This is a genomic window from Halovivax sp., assembly GCA_007119345.1.
Lineage (GTDB): Archaea > Halobacteriota > Halobacteria > Halobacteriales > Natrialbaceae > Halovivax.
Window position 1 is genome coordinate 1 of record SKPV01000201.1, and the last position, 15,235, is coordinate 15,235.

At 70.4% G+C, this 15,235-nt stretch carries 13 protein-coding genes and 2 pseudogenes; 11 read left to right on the top strand and 4 right to left on the bottom strand.

Annotated features, from left to right (window positions below; translation table 11 throughout):
- The 3 genes from QZT59_RS13575 to gdhB form a co-directional block, all read left to right on the top strand.
- Window positions 1-1,013: bacterio-opsin activator domain-containing protein (locus QZT59_RS13575; RefSeq protein WP_290817392.1), on the top strand; the 1,013-nt coding region annotated here is incomplete at its 5' end.
- A 314-nt stretch (window positions 1,014-1,327) separates the two neighbouring features.
- A complete protein-coding gene (locus QZT59_RS13580) occupies window positions 1,328-1,468 on the top strand; it encodes a rubrerythrin-like domain-containing protein (RefSeq protein ID WP_290817401.1) in 141 nt (46 codons plus the stop codon).
- Window positions 1,469-1,471: 3 nt separating this feature from the next.
- Complete coding sequence (gdhB, locus tag QZT59_RS13585; RefSeq protein WP_290817404.1) at window positions 1,472-2,767, top strand: glutamate dehydrogenase GdhB; 1,296 nt, start codon at window positions 1,472-1,474, stop codon at window positions 2,765-2,767.
- A gap of 96 nt (window positions 2,768-2,863) precedes the next feature.
- Here the strand turns inward: gdhB and QZT59_RS13590 are convergent, their stop codons facing one another.
- A complete protein-coding gene (locus QZT59_RS13590; protein ID WP_290817407.1) occupies window positions 2,864-3,493 on the bottom strand; it encodes a phosphoribosyltransferase in 630 nt (209 codons plus the stop codon).
- A 452-nt stretch (window positions 3,494-3,945) separates the two neighbouring features.
- Here QZT59_RS13590 and QZT59_RS13600 point away from each other — a divergent pair.
- From QZT59_RS13600 to QZT59_RS13615, 4 genes and pseudogenes are all read left to right on the top strand, one after another.
- Window positions 3,946-4,463 (top strand): annotated as a pseudogene (locus QZT59_RS13600) (divalent metal cation transporter); the annotation flags it as partial.
- Window positions 4,424-4,663: pseudogene (locus QZT59_RS13605) on the top strand (hypothetical protein); the annotation flags it as partial. The pseudogenes QZT59_RS13600 and QZT59_RS13605, both read left to right, overlap by 40 nt.
- Window positions 4,664-4,766: 103 nt before the next feature.
- Complete coding sequence (locus QZT59_RS13610; RefSeq protein WP_290817416.1) at window positions 4,767-5,465, top strand: class I SAM-dependent methyltransferase; 699 nt, start codon at window positions 4,767-4,769, stop codon at window positions 5,463-5,465.
- Window positions 5,466-5,586: 121 nt separating this feature from the next.
- Window positions 5,587-6,366: an NAD(P)H-hydrate dehydratase gene (locus QZT59_RS13615; protein ID WP_290817419.1), complete on the top strand. Its 780-nt coding sequence runs from the start codon at window positions 5,587-5,589 to the stop codon at window positions 6,364-6,366.
- 68 nt (window positions 6,367-6,434) lie between these two features.
- Here QZT59_RS13615 and QZT59_RS13620 read toward each other — a convergent pair whose 3' ends face one another.
- Window positions 6,435-7,412 carry an amidohydrolase family protein gene (locus QZT59_RS13620; protein ID WP_290817422.1) on the bottom strand — a complete coding sequence of 326 codons (978 nt, stop codon included), beginning with the start codon at window positions 7,410-7,412 and terminating at the stop codon, window positions 6,435-6,437.
- A 230-nt stretch (window positions 7,413-7,642) separates the two neighbouring features.
- On the opposite strand from QZT59_RS13620, the gene QZT59_RS13625 reads away from it, so the two are divergent.
- Together QZT59_RS13625 and QZT59_RS13630 are read left to right on the top strand one after the other, a co-directional pair.
- Window positions 7,643-8,917 (top strand): hypothetical protein, encoded by a 1,275-nt coding sequence (locus QZT59_RS13625; RefSeq protein WP_290817425.1) that lies wholly within the window; start codon window positions 7,643-7,645, stop codon window positions 8,915-8,917.
- A 295-nt stretch (window positions 8,918-9,212) separates the two neighbouring features.
- Window positions 9,213-10,274 (top strand): NAD(P)-dependent glycerol-1-phosphate dehydrogenase, encoded by a 1,062-nt coding sequence (locus QZT59_RS13630; RefSeq protein ID WP_290817428.1) that lies wholly within the window; start codon window positions 9,213-9,215, stop codon window positions 10,272-10,274.
- A 182-nt stretch (window positions 10,275-10,456) separates the two neighbouring features.
- Here the strand turns inward: QZT59_RS13630 and QZT59_RS13635 are convergent, their stop codons facing one another.
- Complete coding sequence (locus tag QZT59_RS13635) at window positions 10,457-11,527, bottom strand: flippase-like domain-containing protein (protein WP_290817431.1); 1,071 nt, start codon at window positions 11,525-11,527, stop codon at window positions 10,457-10,459.
- A gap of 96 nt (window positions 11,528-11,623) precedes the next feature.
- Entirely contained in the window at window positions 11,624-12,355 is a 732-nt protein-coding gene (yqeC, locus tag QZT59_RS13640; RefSeq protein WP_290817434.1) for a selenium cofactor biosynthesis protein YqeC, read from the bottom strand.
- A gap of 89 nt (window positions 12,356-12,444) precedes the next feature.
- Between yqeC and QZT59_RS13645 the strand changes: the two genes are divergently transcribed.
- Both QZT59_RS13645 and QZT59_RS13650 read left to right on the top strand, forming a co-directional pair.
- On the top strand, window positions 12,445-12,843 hold the full coding sequence (locus QZT59_RS13645) for a hypothetical protein (RefSeq protein WP_290817437.1): 399 nt from the start codon (window positions 12,445-12,447) through the stop codon (window positions 12,841-12,843).
- Between the two features lie 187 nt (window positions 12,844-13,030).
- Window positions 13,031-15,166: a hydrogenase iron-sulfur subunit gene (locus QZT59_RS13650; RefSeq protein WP_290817440.1), complete on the top strand. Its 2,136-nt coding sequence runs from the start codon at window positions 13,031-13,033 to the stop codon at window positions 15,164-15,166.
- Window positions 15,167-15,235: the final 69 nt, after the last annotated feature.

Consider the following 15,235-nt stretch of genomic DNA (forward strand, 5'->3'; position numbering starts at 1 on the left):
AGCTGGATCTCCCGGCCGACGGCGGCGCCGAGCCGGCCTGCCGGGCCGCCGCGACCGGCGAGCCGGCGGTCGCGGCGAACGTGGCCGACGACCTGCACGCCGAGCCCTGGCGACAGACGGCCCTCGCCAGGGACTTCCAGTCGGCCTGCAGCGTTCCGCTCGCCTACGACGAGTACACCTACGGCGTTCTGACCGTCTACGCGGGCCGGCCGAACGCCTTCGACGAGGTCACCCGTCCCGTCCTGGAGGAACTGGGCGAGACGATCGCGTCGGCGATGGGGGCGATCGAGCGCAAGAGCGCGCTGCTGACCGCTTCCAGCACCCGCCTCGAGTTCGACGCCGGCGAGGAGGGAACCGGCTTTCGGCGACTCGCTCGCGAGACCGGGTGCACGATCACCTTCGACGGCGGCGTCCGCCAGACGGCCGAGGGAACGTGGCTGTTCGCGACGGTCGAGGGCGGCTCCGCCGAGGCCGTCGCGGAGGCGGCGCGCGAGCTCGTCGCCGTCGAGGAGTGCCAGCTCATCGGCGAGCGCGAGGACGGGGGGACGATCCGCGTGCGTCCGTCCGCGCCGCCGCTCGCGCTCCGGCTGGCGGACCACGGCGTGGTCCTCCGGCGACTCGAGGCCGCCCCGTCGGGACTGGGACTCGTCGTCGACGTGCCGACGGGCGTCGACGCACACTCGGCCGTGGCCGTCGTCGAGAGCGCGTTCGGCGACGCCGAACTGGTCGCGAAATCGACGGTCGAACGCTCCTCCGCCACGGAGCTGCGCTCGGAACTGCTCGGCGAGCTGACCGACCGACAGCTCGAGGTGATGCAGGTGGCCTACTACGGCGGCTTCTTCGAGGATCCACGCGAGACGACGGGCGAGGCGGTGGCCGACGCGCTCGGGATCTCCCCGGCTGCGTTCTACCGACACAATCGGACCGTCCAGCGAAAGCTGTTCGACGCGCTGTTCGACGAGGAGTCGCTGCCGGAGGCGGCCGGCGCCGACGCGTCGGACGCGACCGACTGAGCGGATGGAGGATCGGCCGGAGCGTACGGCGCTGACGCCGTCTCGACCGACGCGTGCCGCACGGACGGAGCGGCGGATCGGCGTGCCGCACGGACGGAGCGGCGGATCGGCGTACCGCACGGAGCGACGCCCACGAGACCGCCCGATCGTCGACGAGGACCCACCGGAGCGCGGATCGTCGGGGAGCGGGTTGAATAGTGAACCCCCGGCGTGCTCGGCCGCTAGTTATCGAACAGCCAGACACTTCCTAAGACACCTTATATTATACATACGCGACGAGCGATACCGAGCCGTCCGGCCGTCGTGTGAGACCAATGAGAGACGTCACCTACGATCCCGAGGACGAATCGACCTTCGAGTGCTTCCGGTGCGGTACGCGAGTGAGTGACACGTCACCGAGTGCCTGTCCCGACTGCGGATCGGAAATGCGAAGTCAACGGACGCCACTCGAGTAAGCGATGTCCGCAAATCTTGCCGAGGAGGCGAGCGACGGATCCGAGGAGTCGGAGCCGGAGACGGCCCTCGAGACCGCGAAACGCCAGCTGGCACGCGCGAGCGCCCACGTCGACATCGATCCGAACGTGGCCGAGCGCTTAGAGCACCCGATGAAGGTCCACGAGGTGTCCGTCCCGCTCCGACGCGACGACGGGTCCGTCGAAGTGATCACCGGCTATCGGGCCCAGCACGACAGCGTCCGGGGGCCCTACAAGGGCGGGCTGCGCTACCATCCGGAGGTCGGCCGCGACGAGTGCGTCGGACTCGCGATGTGGATGACCTGGAAGTGTGCGGTGATGAACCTCCCGTTCGGCGGCGCCAAGGGCGGGATCGTCGTCGACCCCAAGAAGCTGAGCACGGCCGAGAAGGAGCGACTCACCCGCCGGTTCACCCAGGAGATCCGCTCGGCGATCGGACCCACCAAGGACATCCCCGCGCCCGACATGGGGACCGATCCGCAGACGATGGCCTGGCTGATGGACGCCTACAGCATGCAGGAAGACGAGACGATCCCCGGCGTGGTCACCGGCAAGCCGCCGGCGATCGGCGGCAGTTACGGCCGCGAGGAGGCGCCCGGCCGCAGCGTCGCCATCGTCACCCGCGAGGTCTGTGACTACTACGACCGGCCCCTCGACGAGACGACCGTCGCCGTGCAGGGCTTCGGCAGCGTCGGCGCCAACGCCGCCCGCCTCCTCCACGAGTGGGGCGCGAAGATCGTCGCCGTCAGCGACGTCAACGGCGCGCGCTACGACGCCGCCGGTATCGACGTCGAGAAGATTCCCTCCCACGACACGGAGCCGGAGGCGGTGACCGCCGCGACCGGCGTCGGCACGAAGATCTCGAACGAGGAACTGCTCGAACTCGACGTCGACGTCCTCATCCCCGCGGCCGTCGGTAACGTCCTCACCGAGGAGAACGCCGCCGACGTCCGGGCGGACCTGATCGTCGAGGGCGCCAACGGCCCGACCACGTTCGCCGCCGACGCCATCTTCCAGGAGCGCGACATTCCGGTGATCCCCGACATCCTGGCGAACGCGGGTGGCGTCACGGTGAGCTACTACGAGTGGCTCCAGGGCGTCAACCGCCGGCAGTGGAGCCTCGAACGCGTCCACGAGGAGTTGGACGAGGACATGATCGCCGCCTGGGAGAGCGTGAAGGCCGAGGTCAACGGGGGCGACCTCTCCTGGCGCGACGCCGCCTACGTCGTCGCATTGAAGCGGGTCGCCGAGGCCCACGAAGCCCGCGGCATCTGGCCCTGAGGCCCCTCGGTTCGCTCACCTTCTCGGGCGTCGCGATTCGGTTCCCGCCCGTCCAGTCGGACCCGGCGTCGGCGCACGGGCTGCCCGAGAACTGAGTCAGCCCTCGTCCTGCAGGTACCGGATCGCCTCCTCGTCGGCCACCTGGCCGAACTCGCGGTAGAACTGGCCGACCGCGCGGAAGTTGACCGGCGTCTGGAGCGCGATCACCTCGTCGGCCTCGGCCCGGACCTCCTCGAGCGATTCGGGCGAGGCCACCGGGAGCGCGAGCACGACGCGCGCGGCGCCGGCCTCGCGCACCTGCCGCAGGCAGGCCCGGGCCGTCGCGCCCGTCGCGAGCCCGTCGTCGACGACGACCGCCCGTTGCCCCTCGAGGTCGGGAATCTTCCCCCGGTCGCGGTAGCGCCGGGCCTTGTCGGCCGCGTACTCGGCCTCCGCCCGGCGCTCGCGCTCGACGTACTCCTCGGAGACGCCCAGCCGCTCGACGAGCCGGTCGTTCAGCCAGACGCTCCCGTCGCTGGCAACCGCGCCGATCGCCAGCTCCGGGTTTCCGGGCGCGCCGATCTTCGAGGCGACGACGACGTCGAACTCGGCGTCGAGCGCGTCGGCCACCGGTCTGGCCACCGGGAGCGCGCCGCGAGGGATGCCGAGAACGACGTCGGCCTCGACGTCGCGCCGTCGGAGTTCGGCCGCGAGTCGCTCGCCGGCGTCGGTCCGATCGTCGAACATCGTGGGGGTCACCGGACGGGGCTACGCCGGGGAGACGCTTTGAGGTTGTCCCCACGAGCGCCGGGGACAGACCGACCCCGGGTGCGTAGCCCCGATTCAGAACCGGACGAACGCCAGACCAGACGGCACCACCCTTGCCCGGACGGGCGGGCGCCAGAACCGACGGCTGGACCCTCGACCGGACGGATCCGAACCCACCGGCGGAACCCGGACGGGGCCGACCGCTGGGAGGTCCATGGGTGTGAAGGGCCAACCCCTATTCGGGATTCACCCCACCCTTCGTTCGTACCTGACAGCGGAACTGACCGCTTCGAAATAATTCGTCGTCGACGGGGCGAACTCGACGACGGCAGTTCGGTCCACCTCGCCGACGCCCCCACGTGAGTACGATACGCACCACGATAGACGACAGTCTGCTCGAGTTCGCCCACCAGTACGGCCTCACGTTCGTGATGGTCGCCAGCTACTTCGGCTCCGGCTCGGTGTTCATCGCGAGCCAGGCCGGCGTCATGCACGGCTCACCCTGCTGTGGGCCGCCGTCGGCGCCGCCCTGCTCGGGTTCATGGCTCAGGACATGAGCGCCCGCCTCGGCATCCACGGCACCTCGCTGATGACGTTCGTCCGCGAGAAGCTGGGTCGCCCCGCGGCGCTCGCGATCGCGCTGTTCCTCTCGGTCGGCTGCGTCGCCTGGACGCTCGGCCTCGTCGCCGCCGTCGGCGCAGGCGTCTCCTTCGTGACCGGCGGCGCCGTCGCCTGGCAGCCGATCGCCGTCGTCGCGACGATCGCCGCGATCGCCGTCGGCCTGCTCAGCTACGGGAAGGTCGAGAACCTGATGATCGCGATGATGCTCTCGCTGCTCGTCGTCTACGTCGCCGTCGCGCTGCCGAGCGGCGCGGAACCGGGGGACGTGGCCCTCGGCTTCGTCCCGACGGCGACCTCCTGGAGCGCCTCGACGAGCGGTACGACGAGTTCGTGACCGTCGACATGGCCGACGAGCTCGCCGTCGACGACGTCCACTCCCTGTACGTGGATCGAGGCGAGGGCGGCCACTACAGTCCGGAGACGAACGAACGGATCGCGGAGATCCTGACCGACGAGGTCATCGAGGCGGCCGAAGTGACGGGCGCCGGGGAGTCGGGAACGGACGTCGGCGCCCAGGCGGAGGACTGATCGGGACGGCGTCTCGACCGGCGCCCGGCCGGCCGATCCCGTCGGGGCTGGCTCGGACCCCGGCGGGCAACGCTTACCAGCGCGGCCGTCGACACGTCGACGCATGGCCGACGCCTCCCGGGAGCCCCGGACGGACCGCGCGGACGACGAGATCGCCCACCCGATCTTCGCCGCCGTCTACGACGCCGCGCTCCCGCTGGAGAACCGACTGTTCGGGCCCCACCGCGAGTACCTGGCCGCCGGCCTCTCAGGCCGCGTGCTGGATCTCGGGGCGGGCAGCGGTGCGATGTTCGAGTACGTCGCCGAGGCGGCGGGCGAGGGGTCGGGCGCGGATCTGACGTACCACGCGGTCGAACCGGATCCGCACATGCGACGTCGCGCCGCCGAGCGTGCCCGCGAGACCGGGCTGGCGGTTCACCTCGAGGAAGGGCGTGCGGAGGCGCTGCCCTACGACGACGGCAGCTTCGACGTCGTCATCTCCGCGGTCGTCTTCTGCACGGTCCAGGATCCCGCCGCCGGTCTCGACGAAGTCGCTCGCGTGCTGAAACCGGGCGGCGAGTTTCGCTTCTTCGAGCACGTGGGCGCCGACGGCTGGCGACGGCGCGGTCAGGAGCTGTTGAACCCGCTCTGGAGGCGAGCCGCGGCCGGCTGTCACCTCGACCGGGACACCGTCGACCGGTTCGTCGCCCACGACGCGTTCGAGGTGATCGAGCTCGAGCGAACCGACCTCGGAACGTTCCCCGCGGCGCCGGTCGTCCGCGGGCGATTGCGTCGACGCAGGGACGGCTCACTGCTGGGATGAGCGTCAGCCCGAGGCGCCTGCCGGCCGGGCCGAACGTCGTCGCGAGCGTGCGTCGCCGAACCCGTCCTCCCGTTGCGTGTGCACGCGCCGAGTTCTTGCAGTCGGGAGGCTTTCGCCCCCCGTGAGGCGACTCCTGCGAACGCTCTCCGACGTCAGCGGCACCGTGAAAGGCGAGACCGGCTACGTCGGCGTGATCGGCGGCGACCGCCAGTACGCCGGCCAGCCGGTCCTCGCGGCGATGGCGGCGCTGCGCAGCGGCACGGACGTCTCGCGGGCGCTCGTCCCGGAGACGATCCATCCCGTGGTCGCGAGCTACTCGCCGAACGTCCTCGTGGACAACCATCCGGGCGATCGGTTCACACCCGAAGCCGTGGACGACGCGCTCGAGCTGTCCGAGTGGGCCGACGCGCTCGTGATCGGGCCCGGCCTGGCCGATCCCGAGCCCGCGGCGATCCGCGAGGTCATCGAGCGCGCCGGCGTCCCCGTCGTCGTCGACGCGACGGCCATCGAGCCCGCCCTCGGCGGCGGCGAGTTCGGCAACGCCGTCTTCACGCCCGACGCCCGCGAGGAGTCGATCATCGAGGACGAACGCGAGTCGATCGAGGCGTTCTCGACGGCGACCGACGCCGTCGTCGCGCTCACCGGGGAGACCGACGTCATCGTCGCCGACGGCGAGCGCCAGCTCAACGAGACCGGCACCGCCGCGCTGACCGTCGCGGGGACCGGCGACACCCTCACGGGCATCGTCGCCTCGCTGCTCGGTCAGGGGCTCGATCGGGACGAGGCGGCCGAGCTCGGCGCCTGGATCCTCGGGAAGGCGGGCGAGCTCGCCTCCGTGGAGTACGGCACCGGCGTCGTCGCGACCGACGTGATCGAGCGCGTTCCGGACGCGAGCCGGTGATCGCGAGGGTCGGCCGCTCCCCGGCCCTCGCGGGTTCCGCTCGCAGTCGCTCCGTCTCTTCGGAAGAGTCAATCCGGGAGGACTGCTTCGAGGTTCCGCGAGCGGATGGCGGCCCACTTCTCCGCGGACAGCTCGAATACGTCGAAGAGTTCGAAATTCGGCACGTCGTGTCCAGGATGGAGGTAGTCCGTTCCGAAGATCAGTTGGTCCGCGTGGGCCTCGAGAAACTCCCGACCGAACGCCCGATCTCGGATCACGGCGTTGAATCCCGACCGGCCCGAGAGCTCCCCGTAGATGTTATCGTACTCCGAGAGCAGTCGAGGGACGGCACCGCCCGCTTCGACCGGACCCTCGGGATAGCCGCCCAGGTCGCGCTGGCGAACGTCCCCGGAGATCCGTGCCCACCAGCCCATCCCGTGTCCGAGGAAGTCGACCTCCGGATACGATCGGAGGACGTCCTCCAGTTGGGTGTGATCCGCGTCGTCCACGAACGCCTTGTCGTCGCTGTGAAACAGAAGCGGCAGGTCGTACGCAGCACACAGCTCGTAGATCGGCTCGTTTCGCGGATCACCGATCTCGAGGCCGGGCTTGTACTCGCCGAATCCCCGGGCGTTCTCCGCTTCGACGTATCTCTCGAACTGTTCCTCGAGGACGTCTCGCCCGTACGCCTCGCCCGTCCGCGGATCGAGGACGAAAAACGGGATCAATCGATCCGGGTGCTGCTGAGCCTGCTGGACGGCCCACCAGCTCGGGGCCAGGACGGGATACGCCTCGGGCGAAGCCAGGGGAAGGATCACCCCTCGGTCGACGCCGTGGCGATCCATCCAGTCCACCACGTCGTCCGCCAACAGCGGATCCCGACCGAGCGTTTCCTGCGGAATTACGTGGAGGTGCGCATCGATCAGCGGTAATTCGTCGAGCGGCGTCTCCGTCGCATCGTCCCCGGAGTCGAACCCGTCCGAGTTATCACCATCGCCGTTCGTGCAGCCGGCCACCGACGCGATCGCGCCAACACCCAGCGTTCCCAACCACCGTCGCCTCTTCATTTCCGATCGCATCTCGGGCCCGCCCTCATCATCTTTTACCTCTCTCGCCCGACTCGCACGCGTGTTCTGCCAGCTGCTGGGCATATCGAGCGAGCTGTGTGAGATACGGGGCGCGTATGCACCGCGAGACGGAACCCGACGGATCGGCGGGGAGCTTCTCGTCGGACCATCAGCCGTGCCGAAAATGTCGGTTGAGAAGACTTATGAGCCGGTCCACGGTTGATTGACGCATGCGTCCCCGCAGACGGACCCTCCTCAAAGTGGCCGGTGCCGTCGGTCTCGGCGGTGGCGGCGTCGCCTACTGGCAGCGTCGGCGGATCCGGCGTCGGGACGACCTCGACGCGATCGAGACGGCGCTCGACGTCCCGCTTCCGACGGTTCCCGATCCCGTGACGGTTACCGCCGATCACCTCGAGGCCTCCTACTCGTGGGCCCGCGAGCACGTGGATACGACCGAGCGCAACCTCCCGGAGTCGGAAGCGGAGGGCTCGAGACACCTCGAGAACGCGAACGAGTATCTCGCGGGCAGGTCTCCCGGCGAGGTCGACGACGGCGACGAGCGACACGATGCGCTCGGAGCCTACCGAGTCGCGGTCGCCTCGAGCGCGACGGCCCGCGGTCAGTACGCTGAGACCGACGACGGATCGCCGAGCGACGACCTGCAGCGCGCGCACGAGACGCTCGGCGACGAGCTCGACGCCTTCGAATCGACGTACGCGGACGAGTCGCTCACCCGCACCGTCGTCCAGGTCGGGCACGTCGAATCGCTCGTCGGAACCGCCGCGTCGCGTCACTCCCGGGCGGGAGACTTCGTGACGAACGAGCAGCACCGTAACTCGGTGGCCTGGGAGACGGTCGAGACCGGTCGATTCGCGCTGCACGACGCCGAGCGGTTCCTCGAGGCGCTCGAGTCCGACGACGCGCCGGACCGGGCGGCGGACCTCGAGGACCGATACGATCGACTCGACGAGCGAATCGAATCGGCTACCGACGGCGTGGAGTGGGAGTACGAACCCGACGTGCAATCTCAGGCTTACGAGCGGTGGATCGACGTTCGATCGGATCACTTCGGCGAGCCCGAGAGTTCCAGAGACGACGGTCGGCTCGCCCGGGCCGTGTCGATCCAGGCCGAGAGAGCCACGGTCGCCGAAACGCTGGACGAGTTCGACGACGTTCCCGGCTGGCGCGACCTCGGCGACGTCGACGTCGAGCTGATCGACGACGCGGCGGAACTCGTCGACGAGAAGCGAACCGTCCGAGAGCGCCTCGAGGCGACGGCCGACGCGGTCGGTTCCGATCCCCTCGGCGCCCACCTACTCCGACGGGCGATACGAGGGATCGAACGGACCGATTCGACGCTCGACCGTCTTCGCGACGACGTCAGATCTTACGATAGCGCGGCGTGGCAGTACGAACTCGATCGCGCCGCGCTCCGATACCGCGGTGGAGTCGCGGACGCCGACGCGATCCCCGACGTCGTCGAAATCGTCGCCGACCAGGCCTGACTGTCGCTAAAGCTCCCTCGTCGGTTGCGGTTCGGGCCCGAAACGCTCGGTTCGGTCTCCGATGACAGGTGATCGAAGCGTCCGTTCGAGCAACTGATCCGCGATACTCGCTCCGCGGCTCTCGACGAGAAGTAGGTACCGGCTCGACGGGAACGAGGTACCGGCTCGCCGGAGAGAGTGTCGACCCGCGCGGTGCCTCGTCGCGCCGAGCAGAGCGACGCGTTCCATCGCTTCGGCCGGAGATTTGTCGCCCCGAGGAACAACACGTATTATTCCGGGGTGACTTGCTCCGCGTATGTTCGAGAAGTCGACGTGGATCCGGCTGCCCCGGAACGTCGTCGTCGGCCACGGGGTGATCGACGAGGTCGTCGCGGTCGTCGACGACCTCCACCTCGACGGCCGCCCGCTGCTGGTGACCAGCCCGACGCCGCGGGAGGTGGCGGCCGATCCGATCGCGGCGGCCTTCCGCGAGGCGGGGATCGACCCGGCCGTCGTGGAGGTCGAGTCCGCCACGTTCTCCGAAGTCGAGCGCGTGATCGACGCCGTCGAGGCCGAGGAGGCGAACTACCTGGTCGGCGTCGGTGGCGGGAAGGCGATCGACATCGCGAAGATGACGAGCGACCACTGCGACGTCGGCTTCCTCTCGGTGCCGACGGCGGCGAGCCACGACGGGATCGTGAGCAACCGGGGGTCGGTCCCCGAGGGCGACACCCGCCACAGCGTCGCGGCCGAGCCGCCGCTGGCGGTCGTCGCCGACACCGCGGTCCTCGCACAGGCGCCCTGGCGGCTCACCACCGCCGGCTGTGCCGACATCATCTCCAACTACACCGCGGTGATGGACTGGCGGCTCGCCCACCGGCTGAAGAACGTCGAGTACTCGGAGTACGCCGCCGCCCTCTCGGAGATGACCGCCGAGATCCTCGTCGACAACGCGGGGATGGTCCGCGAGGGGCTGGAGGAGTCGGCCTGGATCGTCACCAAGGCGCTCGTCTCCTCCGGCGTCGCGATGTCGATCGCCGACTCCTCGCGGCCCGCCAGCGGCGCCGAGCACCTCTTCTCCCACCAGCTCGATCGCCTGGCCCCCGGCGCTGCCCTGCACGGCCACCAGGTCGGCGTCGGCTCGATCATGACCGCCTACCTCCACGGGGGGGAACGCGGCTTCTGGCTCGACATCCGGGACGCCCTCGACAGCATCGACGCGCCGACGACCGCCGCCGAGCTCGGCATCGACGACGAGACCGTGATCGAGTCGCTCACCACCTGCCACGAGATCCGGGACCGGTACACGATCCTCGGCGACGGGATGGACGAGCGCGCGGCGCGCGAGGTCGCGAGGAAGACCGGCGTGATCGGGTGAGCCGAATCGCGGGGACCGGATTCGGGGGGAGCCGAATCGCGGGGCCGGGTTCGGGTAAGTCGATTCGCGGCGACCATGTTCGGGTAAGTCGATTCGCGGCGACCATGTTCGGGTTCACCGAATCGCAGGGGGCCGGCTCCCGTCGACGCGCTCGACCGCGCTCGAAACGTAACGAGTGAAGATCAGTCCCGATCCCCCGCCCGTACCGTCCCGAGCCCGACCGTCGAAACGTAGAGGACGCCCAGCCCGCCGATCGCCACGTGGACCCAGTAGGTGCTGAGCCGGAAGAGCAACGCGGCGGTCGTCGCCACGTCTCCCGTAAGCGCGGTCGTCGCGACGAGCAGCCCGGCGAGGGCGACCTCGATGCCGCCCGTCCCGCCGGGGAGCGGCACGATCCCGCCCAGGGCGGCCATCGGCGCGGCGAGCAGCACGACCGCCAGCGGCACCTGGACGCCGAGGGCGAGGAGCGCCAGCGAGAGCGGGATCACGTTGACGAACCAGCTCGCGAGCGCGATCGCCGCCGCCGACGCGAGAATTCGCCGGTCGGTCGCCACGCCCTCGAGCGTTCCGACGAAACCGGTCAGTCGGGCGCGGACCGTCCCGCGCTCGATCGTCGCGCGCGGGAGGAGCGCGACCGCCGCTTCGACCCGGTCGGCGAGCGCGAACAGCGCCGTTCCGACGGGTCCGCCGCGGACGATCGAGAACAGCGCGACGACGACGAGGACGGCCGCGACCGTCGCCGCGACGAGGCCCGTCAGCAGCGACCCGGGGACGCCGGCGATCGGCACGGTCCCCGCCGCGCTCCCGACCCAGGCCGCGTCGGCGCTCAGGAGGACGAGGCCCACGATCGCGACTGTGACGGAGGCCAGGAAGACGAGCACCTCCGCCGCCGTCACGACGGCGAGGTTGTCCTCGAAGCGCGACTCCGAGGAGCCGGCGAGCAGGTAGGCGGTGACCGGCGCGCCCACCGCCCGCCCCCACGGCACGACGCTCCGGGTGAAGTAGCCCGCGAGGAAGGCGCCGGCGAAGGGGGCCCCGCGCGCCGATCCGTCGACCGGACCGAGCAGCCGATAGACGACGAGGCCCCTGAGCGCGAGCGTCGCCGCGCCGGCGACGACCGCGCCGGCGAGGACCGTCGGGTCCGCTCGCGCGACGTTCGCGAAGACCATCTCCCAGCCCGAGACGGAGACGAGCGCGGCGACGACGCCGATCGCGACGGCGAACCCGACGAGCGCCCGCAGCCGGCGGTTCACCCGCGAGAGTACGCGCGCGGACTATTCAACGGCATCGGCGTCGGCGACCGCGCCGGTCGATCGGCCGGTCCGGGGATCGGGTTCGCCGGCGGGGTCCTACCGGACGACGTCCACGACGGGCCGGTCGTCGATCATCCGCGCGAGGACGATCCGCGCCACGTCGCGGCGGTCGAGGATCCCGGTCGCGATCTCCCGGGCGGTGCGCTCCAGCTCCGGCGAGTCGACCATGTTCACCAGGGGAACGACGGTCGCGTCGGCGGGAATCCCCTTCCACCCGCCCCGGTCGCTCGCGAGGACGGTCGCGACGTCGGCGGCGGAGATCCGGTCGCCGGGCGCCAGGCCCGTCAGCGCCCCCACGCGTTCGAGCCGGTGGACGTGCTCGTCGGTCAACGCCTTCCCGACGACTCGGACGCTCGCGATCGGGACGACGACGTCAGCCGCCGTCGGAAGCTGGGGTTCCCGCTCCCCCGGCGCCTTGAACCACCGCGTCCGCGCGCCGTCGGCCTTGACGAGCACGGAGACGTCGTCGTCGACCGCGGCGGCGAGTTCGTCGATCACTGCGGGATCGTAGCCGAAGTATCGATCCGACCGCTCTCGCTCGCGGACGAGGCCGACGGGCCACTCTTCGACCGAGTCGACGGCCCGAACCGGCGACTCGGTCACCCGCACGTCGGCGACGCGTTCGGCGAACGGCGGGATGCGGACCGTGGCCGTGACGATCGCCCGGTCGAGCCGGTCGGCGAGCGCGTAGAGCGTCGACTTCTTGCCGCCGGCGCCGACGACGCAGGTCACGGCCCCGTCCGCGTCCAGGGCGTCGACGAGGTCCATACCGCGACCACACCGTCGTCCGCCTTGAGTGCATTCGTCGGCCCAGTATGCACGTAATTGTCATACCCGTCCGGGAAGTACGCCGGGGCATGGAGATGGAACTGCGGGTGTGCAAGCACTGCTACACCGGGGAGCACGGAAACGAGCAGAAGACGGCGATCACGAAGGACATGGTCGCCTGCGCCGAGCGGATCCGCGAGTACAAAGATCTCATCAGCCTCGACGCGGTCTACATCACGAAAGTCGAGGACGGGGACCCGGGCGGCGCGGAGGCCCTCGACGTGATCGTCGCGGGGATCGAGGGGGACACGGTCACCCTGCGAGACACGCAGCTCGTCATCGAGGACGACGACGAGAGCGTCCTCGTCTACCCCGAGCCCGCCGACATCGTGGAAGTGCTGACCCGCAACCTCGATCAGATCGGCGAGCGAACCCGCCAGGACGTCACCGTCGAGCTCTCGCCCGAGAGCGCGGAGCTGCTCGTCTGATCTCGAGTCGGCCGGAAGCGGCGACGATCCGCGATCGCGGACGTCTCGCGCGACTGATCCGCCGCACGCTTCGGGCCCCGCGAACCGCGTATCCACCGATTACCTCGACGAAAACGAACGCTTTCGACGGACACTCACGTTCGACGGCACGACAGCTTTAGGACACCGATCACGGTACGTGTGAGCAATGAACACTGGCGCGTTCCTCTGTTCGTGCGCCGACACGTGCGACGTCGACCTGTCCGCGGCGCGCGAGGGCGTCGAGGGAGTCGAGGTGGCGGCGAGCTCTCGCCTGCTCTGCCAGGAGAAACTCGACGCGGTCGACCACGTGATCGAAGAGTACGACCTCGACGAGCTGGTCGTGACCTGCCCGGAGTCGACGGCCCAGGCGAAGATCGAGCGGGTCGCCGAGGCGCGCGGTCTCCACCCCGAGGACGTCGAGTTCGTCGACCAGCGGGAGGGCGCCGGCTGGGTGCACGATCGCGACGGCGCGACCGCGAAGACCGCCCGCCTCGTGAACGCCGCGACCGCCCGCCGGCGGGCGGCGTCGATGCCGCGCTCGAGCATCCACCGTGCGGGGTACGACGTCGCCGTCGTCGGCGATCCGGAGACCGCCGCGGCGCTCGCCGACGCGGCCGACGTCACCCTGATCGCCGACGGCGAGGAGCTGGCGACCGTCGACGCGGACCTCGAGGGCGTGACCGTCGAGCGCGGGCGGGTCGTCGACGTGGACGGCACCTACGGCGCGTTCGAGGTGACGAGCGAGGCGCGGGTGACCGACGACTGCATCTCCTGCATGAAGTGCGTCCACGAGGGGCCCGACGGATCGGTCACCCGGCGCCCGGTCGACGTCGATCCCGAGGCGCCCCCGGGCGAGTGGGTCGAGGTCTGCCCGACCGACGCCATCGACCTGGACGGCGTCGAGCGGACGATCGAGTGCGATCAGGTGATCCACCCCGACGGCGACGACGGCACCGTCGGCGGGCGACGGGGATTCCACGCCGGTCCGGTGGACGCCGCGACGGTCGACGAGATCGAGCGACTGCTGGGCGGGTTCGAGGGGCGGGACTTCCTCGACCTGGAGATGGACGTCTGCGCCGCCGGTCACAGCGGCGAGCGGGGGTGCAACGAGTGCGTGGAGGCCTGTCCCCACGGCGCCGTCGAGCGGGCGGCGATCGACGAGGTCGCGTTCCACCTCGACAGCTGCCAGAACTGCGGGGCCTGTACGAGCGCCTGCCCGACCGGGGCGACGCGGCTGTCCGAGCCGAGCAACGAGCGCCTGGCCCGCGAGGTCGAGGCCATCCTCGCGCCGTCGGGCGGCGACGACGGCCTCGTGAGCGGCCTCCTCGGCGGCGCGGAGCCCGACATCGAGACGCCGATCGTCGCCTTCGTCTGCTCGGAGCGCGCCGAGGAGGCCCTCCGGGAGTACGGCCGGCTGTCGGCGGCGGGGAAGGTCGACGTCGAGTACCCGCCGATCCTTCCGGTCCACGTGAACTGTACCGACACCGTCGGCGAGGCCCACGTCCTCCACGCGTTGGCGGCGGGCGCCGACGGCGTCGCCGTCGTCGGCTGCGGCGGGCGATGCGTGCACTCGGGCCCCGACCCGAAGGCGGCGCTGGTCGAGCGGCTGAATCGGGCGACGACCGACCTCGGGCTGGGCGAACGCGTGGCCTTCTTCGCACCCGATCCCGCCGAACCAGAGGCGTTCGTCGAGGAGGTGTCACACTTCGTCGTGACCGACCTCGACGCCTCGCCGATCCCGGTCGGCGAACACGAGGCGACCGGCGAGATCGACGATCCCGACCGGGAGAACCCGCCGTTCGACAGCCACGGCTGGACCCTCGAGAGCGTCCGCGCCATCCTCGAGCACGTCGAGCCCGAACGGGAGGTGATCCGCGGGCTGAAGGACTTCGGGATCGTCGAGGTCGGCGACGGCTGTACGCTCACGCCGACGTGCTCGAACTATTGCCCCACCGACGCGCTCCGGCGCACCGACTCCGGGCTCGAGTTCAACCACGAGCGCTGCGTCAACTGCGGGCTCTGCGCGGAGGTCTGCGTCGAGGGGGTGATCACCGTCGAGACGGGGCTCGACACCGCCCTGCTCCCCGAAAATCGCGACGGCGAGGAGCCGGCATGGACGGAGGTCTTCGAGGGATCGATGCTCGCCTGCCCCGGCTGCGGCCTGGAGTTCACCAGCGAGGCGACCGCGGACGCGATCGAAGAGCGCGTCGGCGAACGGATGGCCGAGCTCGCCCCCCACGCCGACGAGAGCATCGTCCGATACTGCCCGCAGTGCCGGACGAACTTACTCCACGGCGACTGAACCGGCGGCCGGGTGGAGCGGGTTCATCCGATCCCGTCCCCGATCGTCCCGCTGCTCCGATTCGTCCGA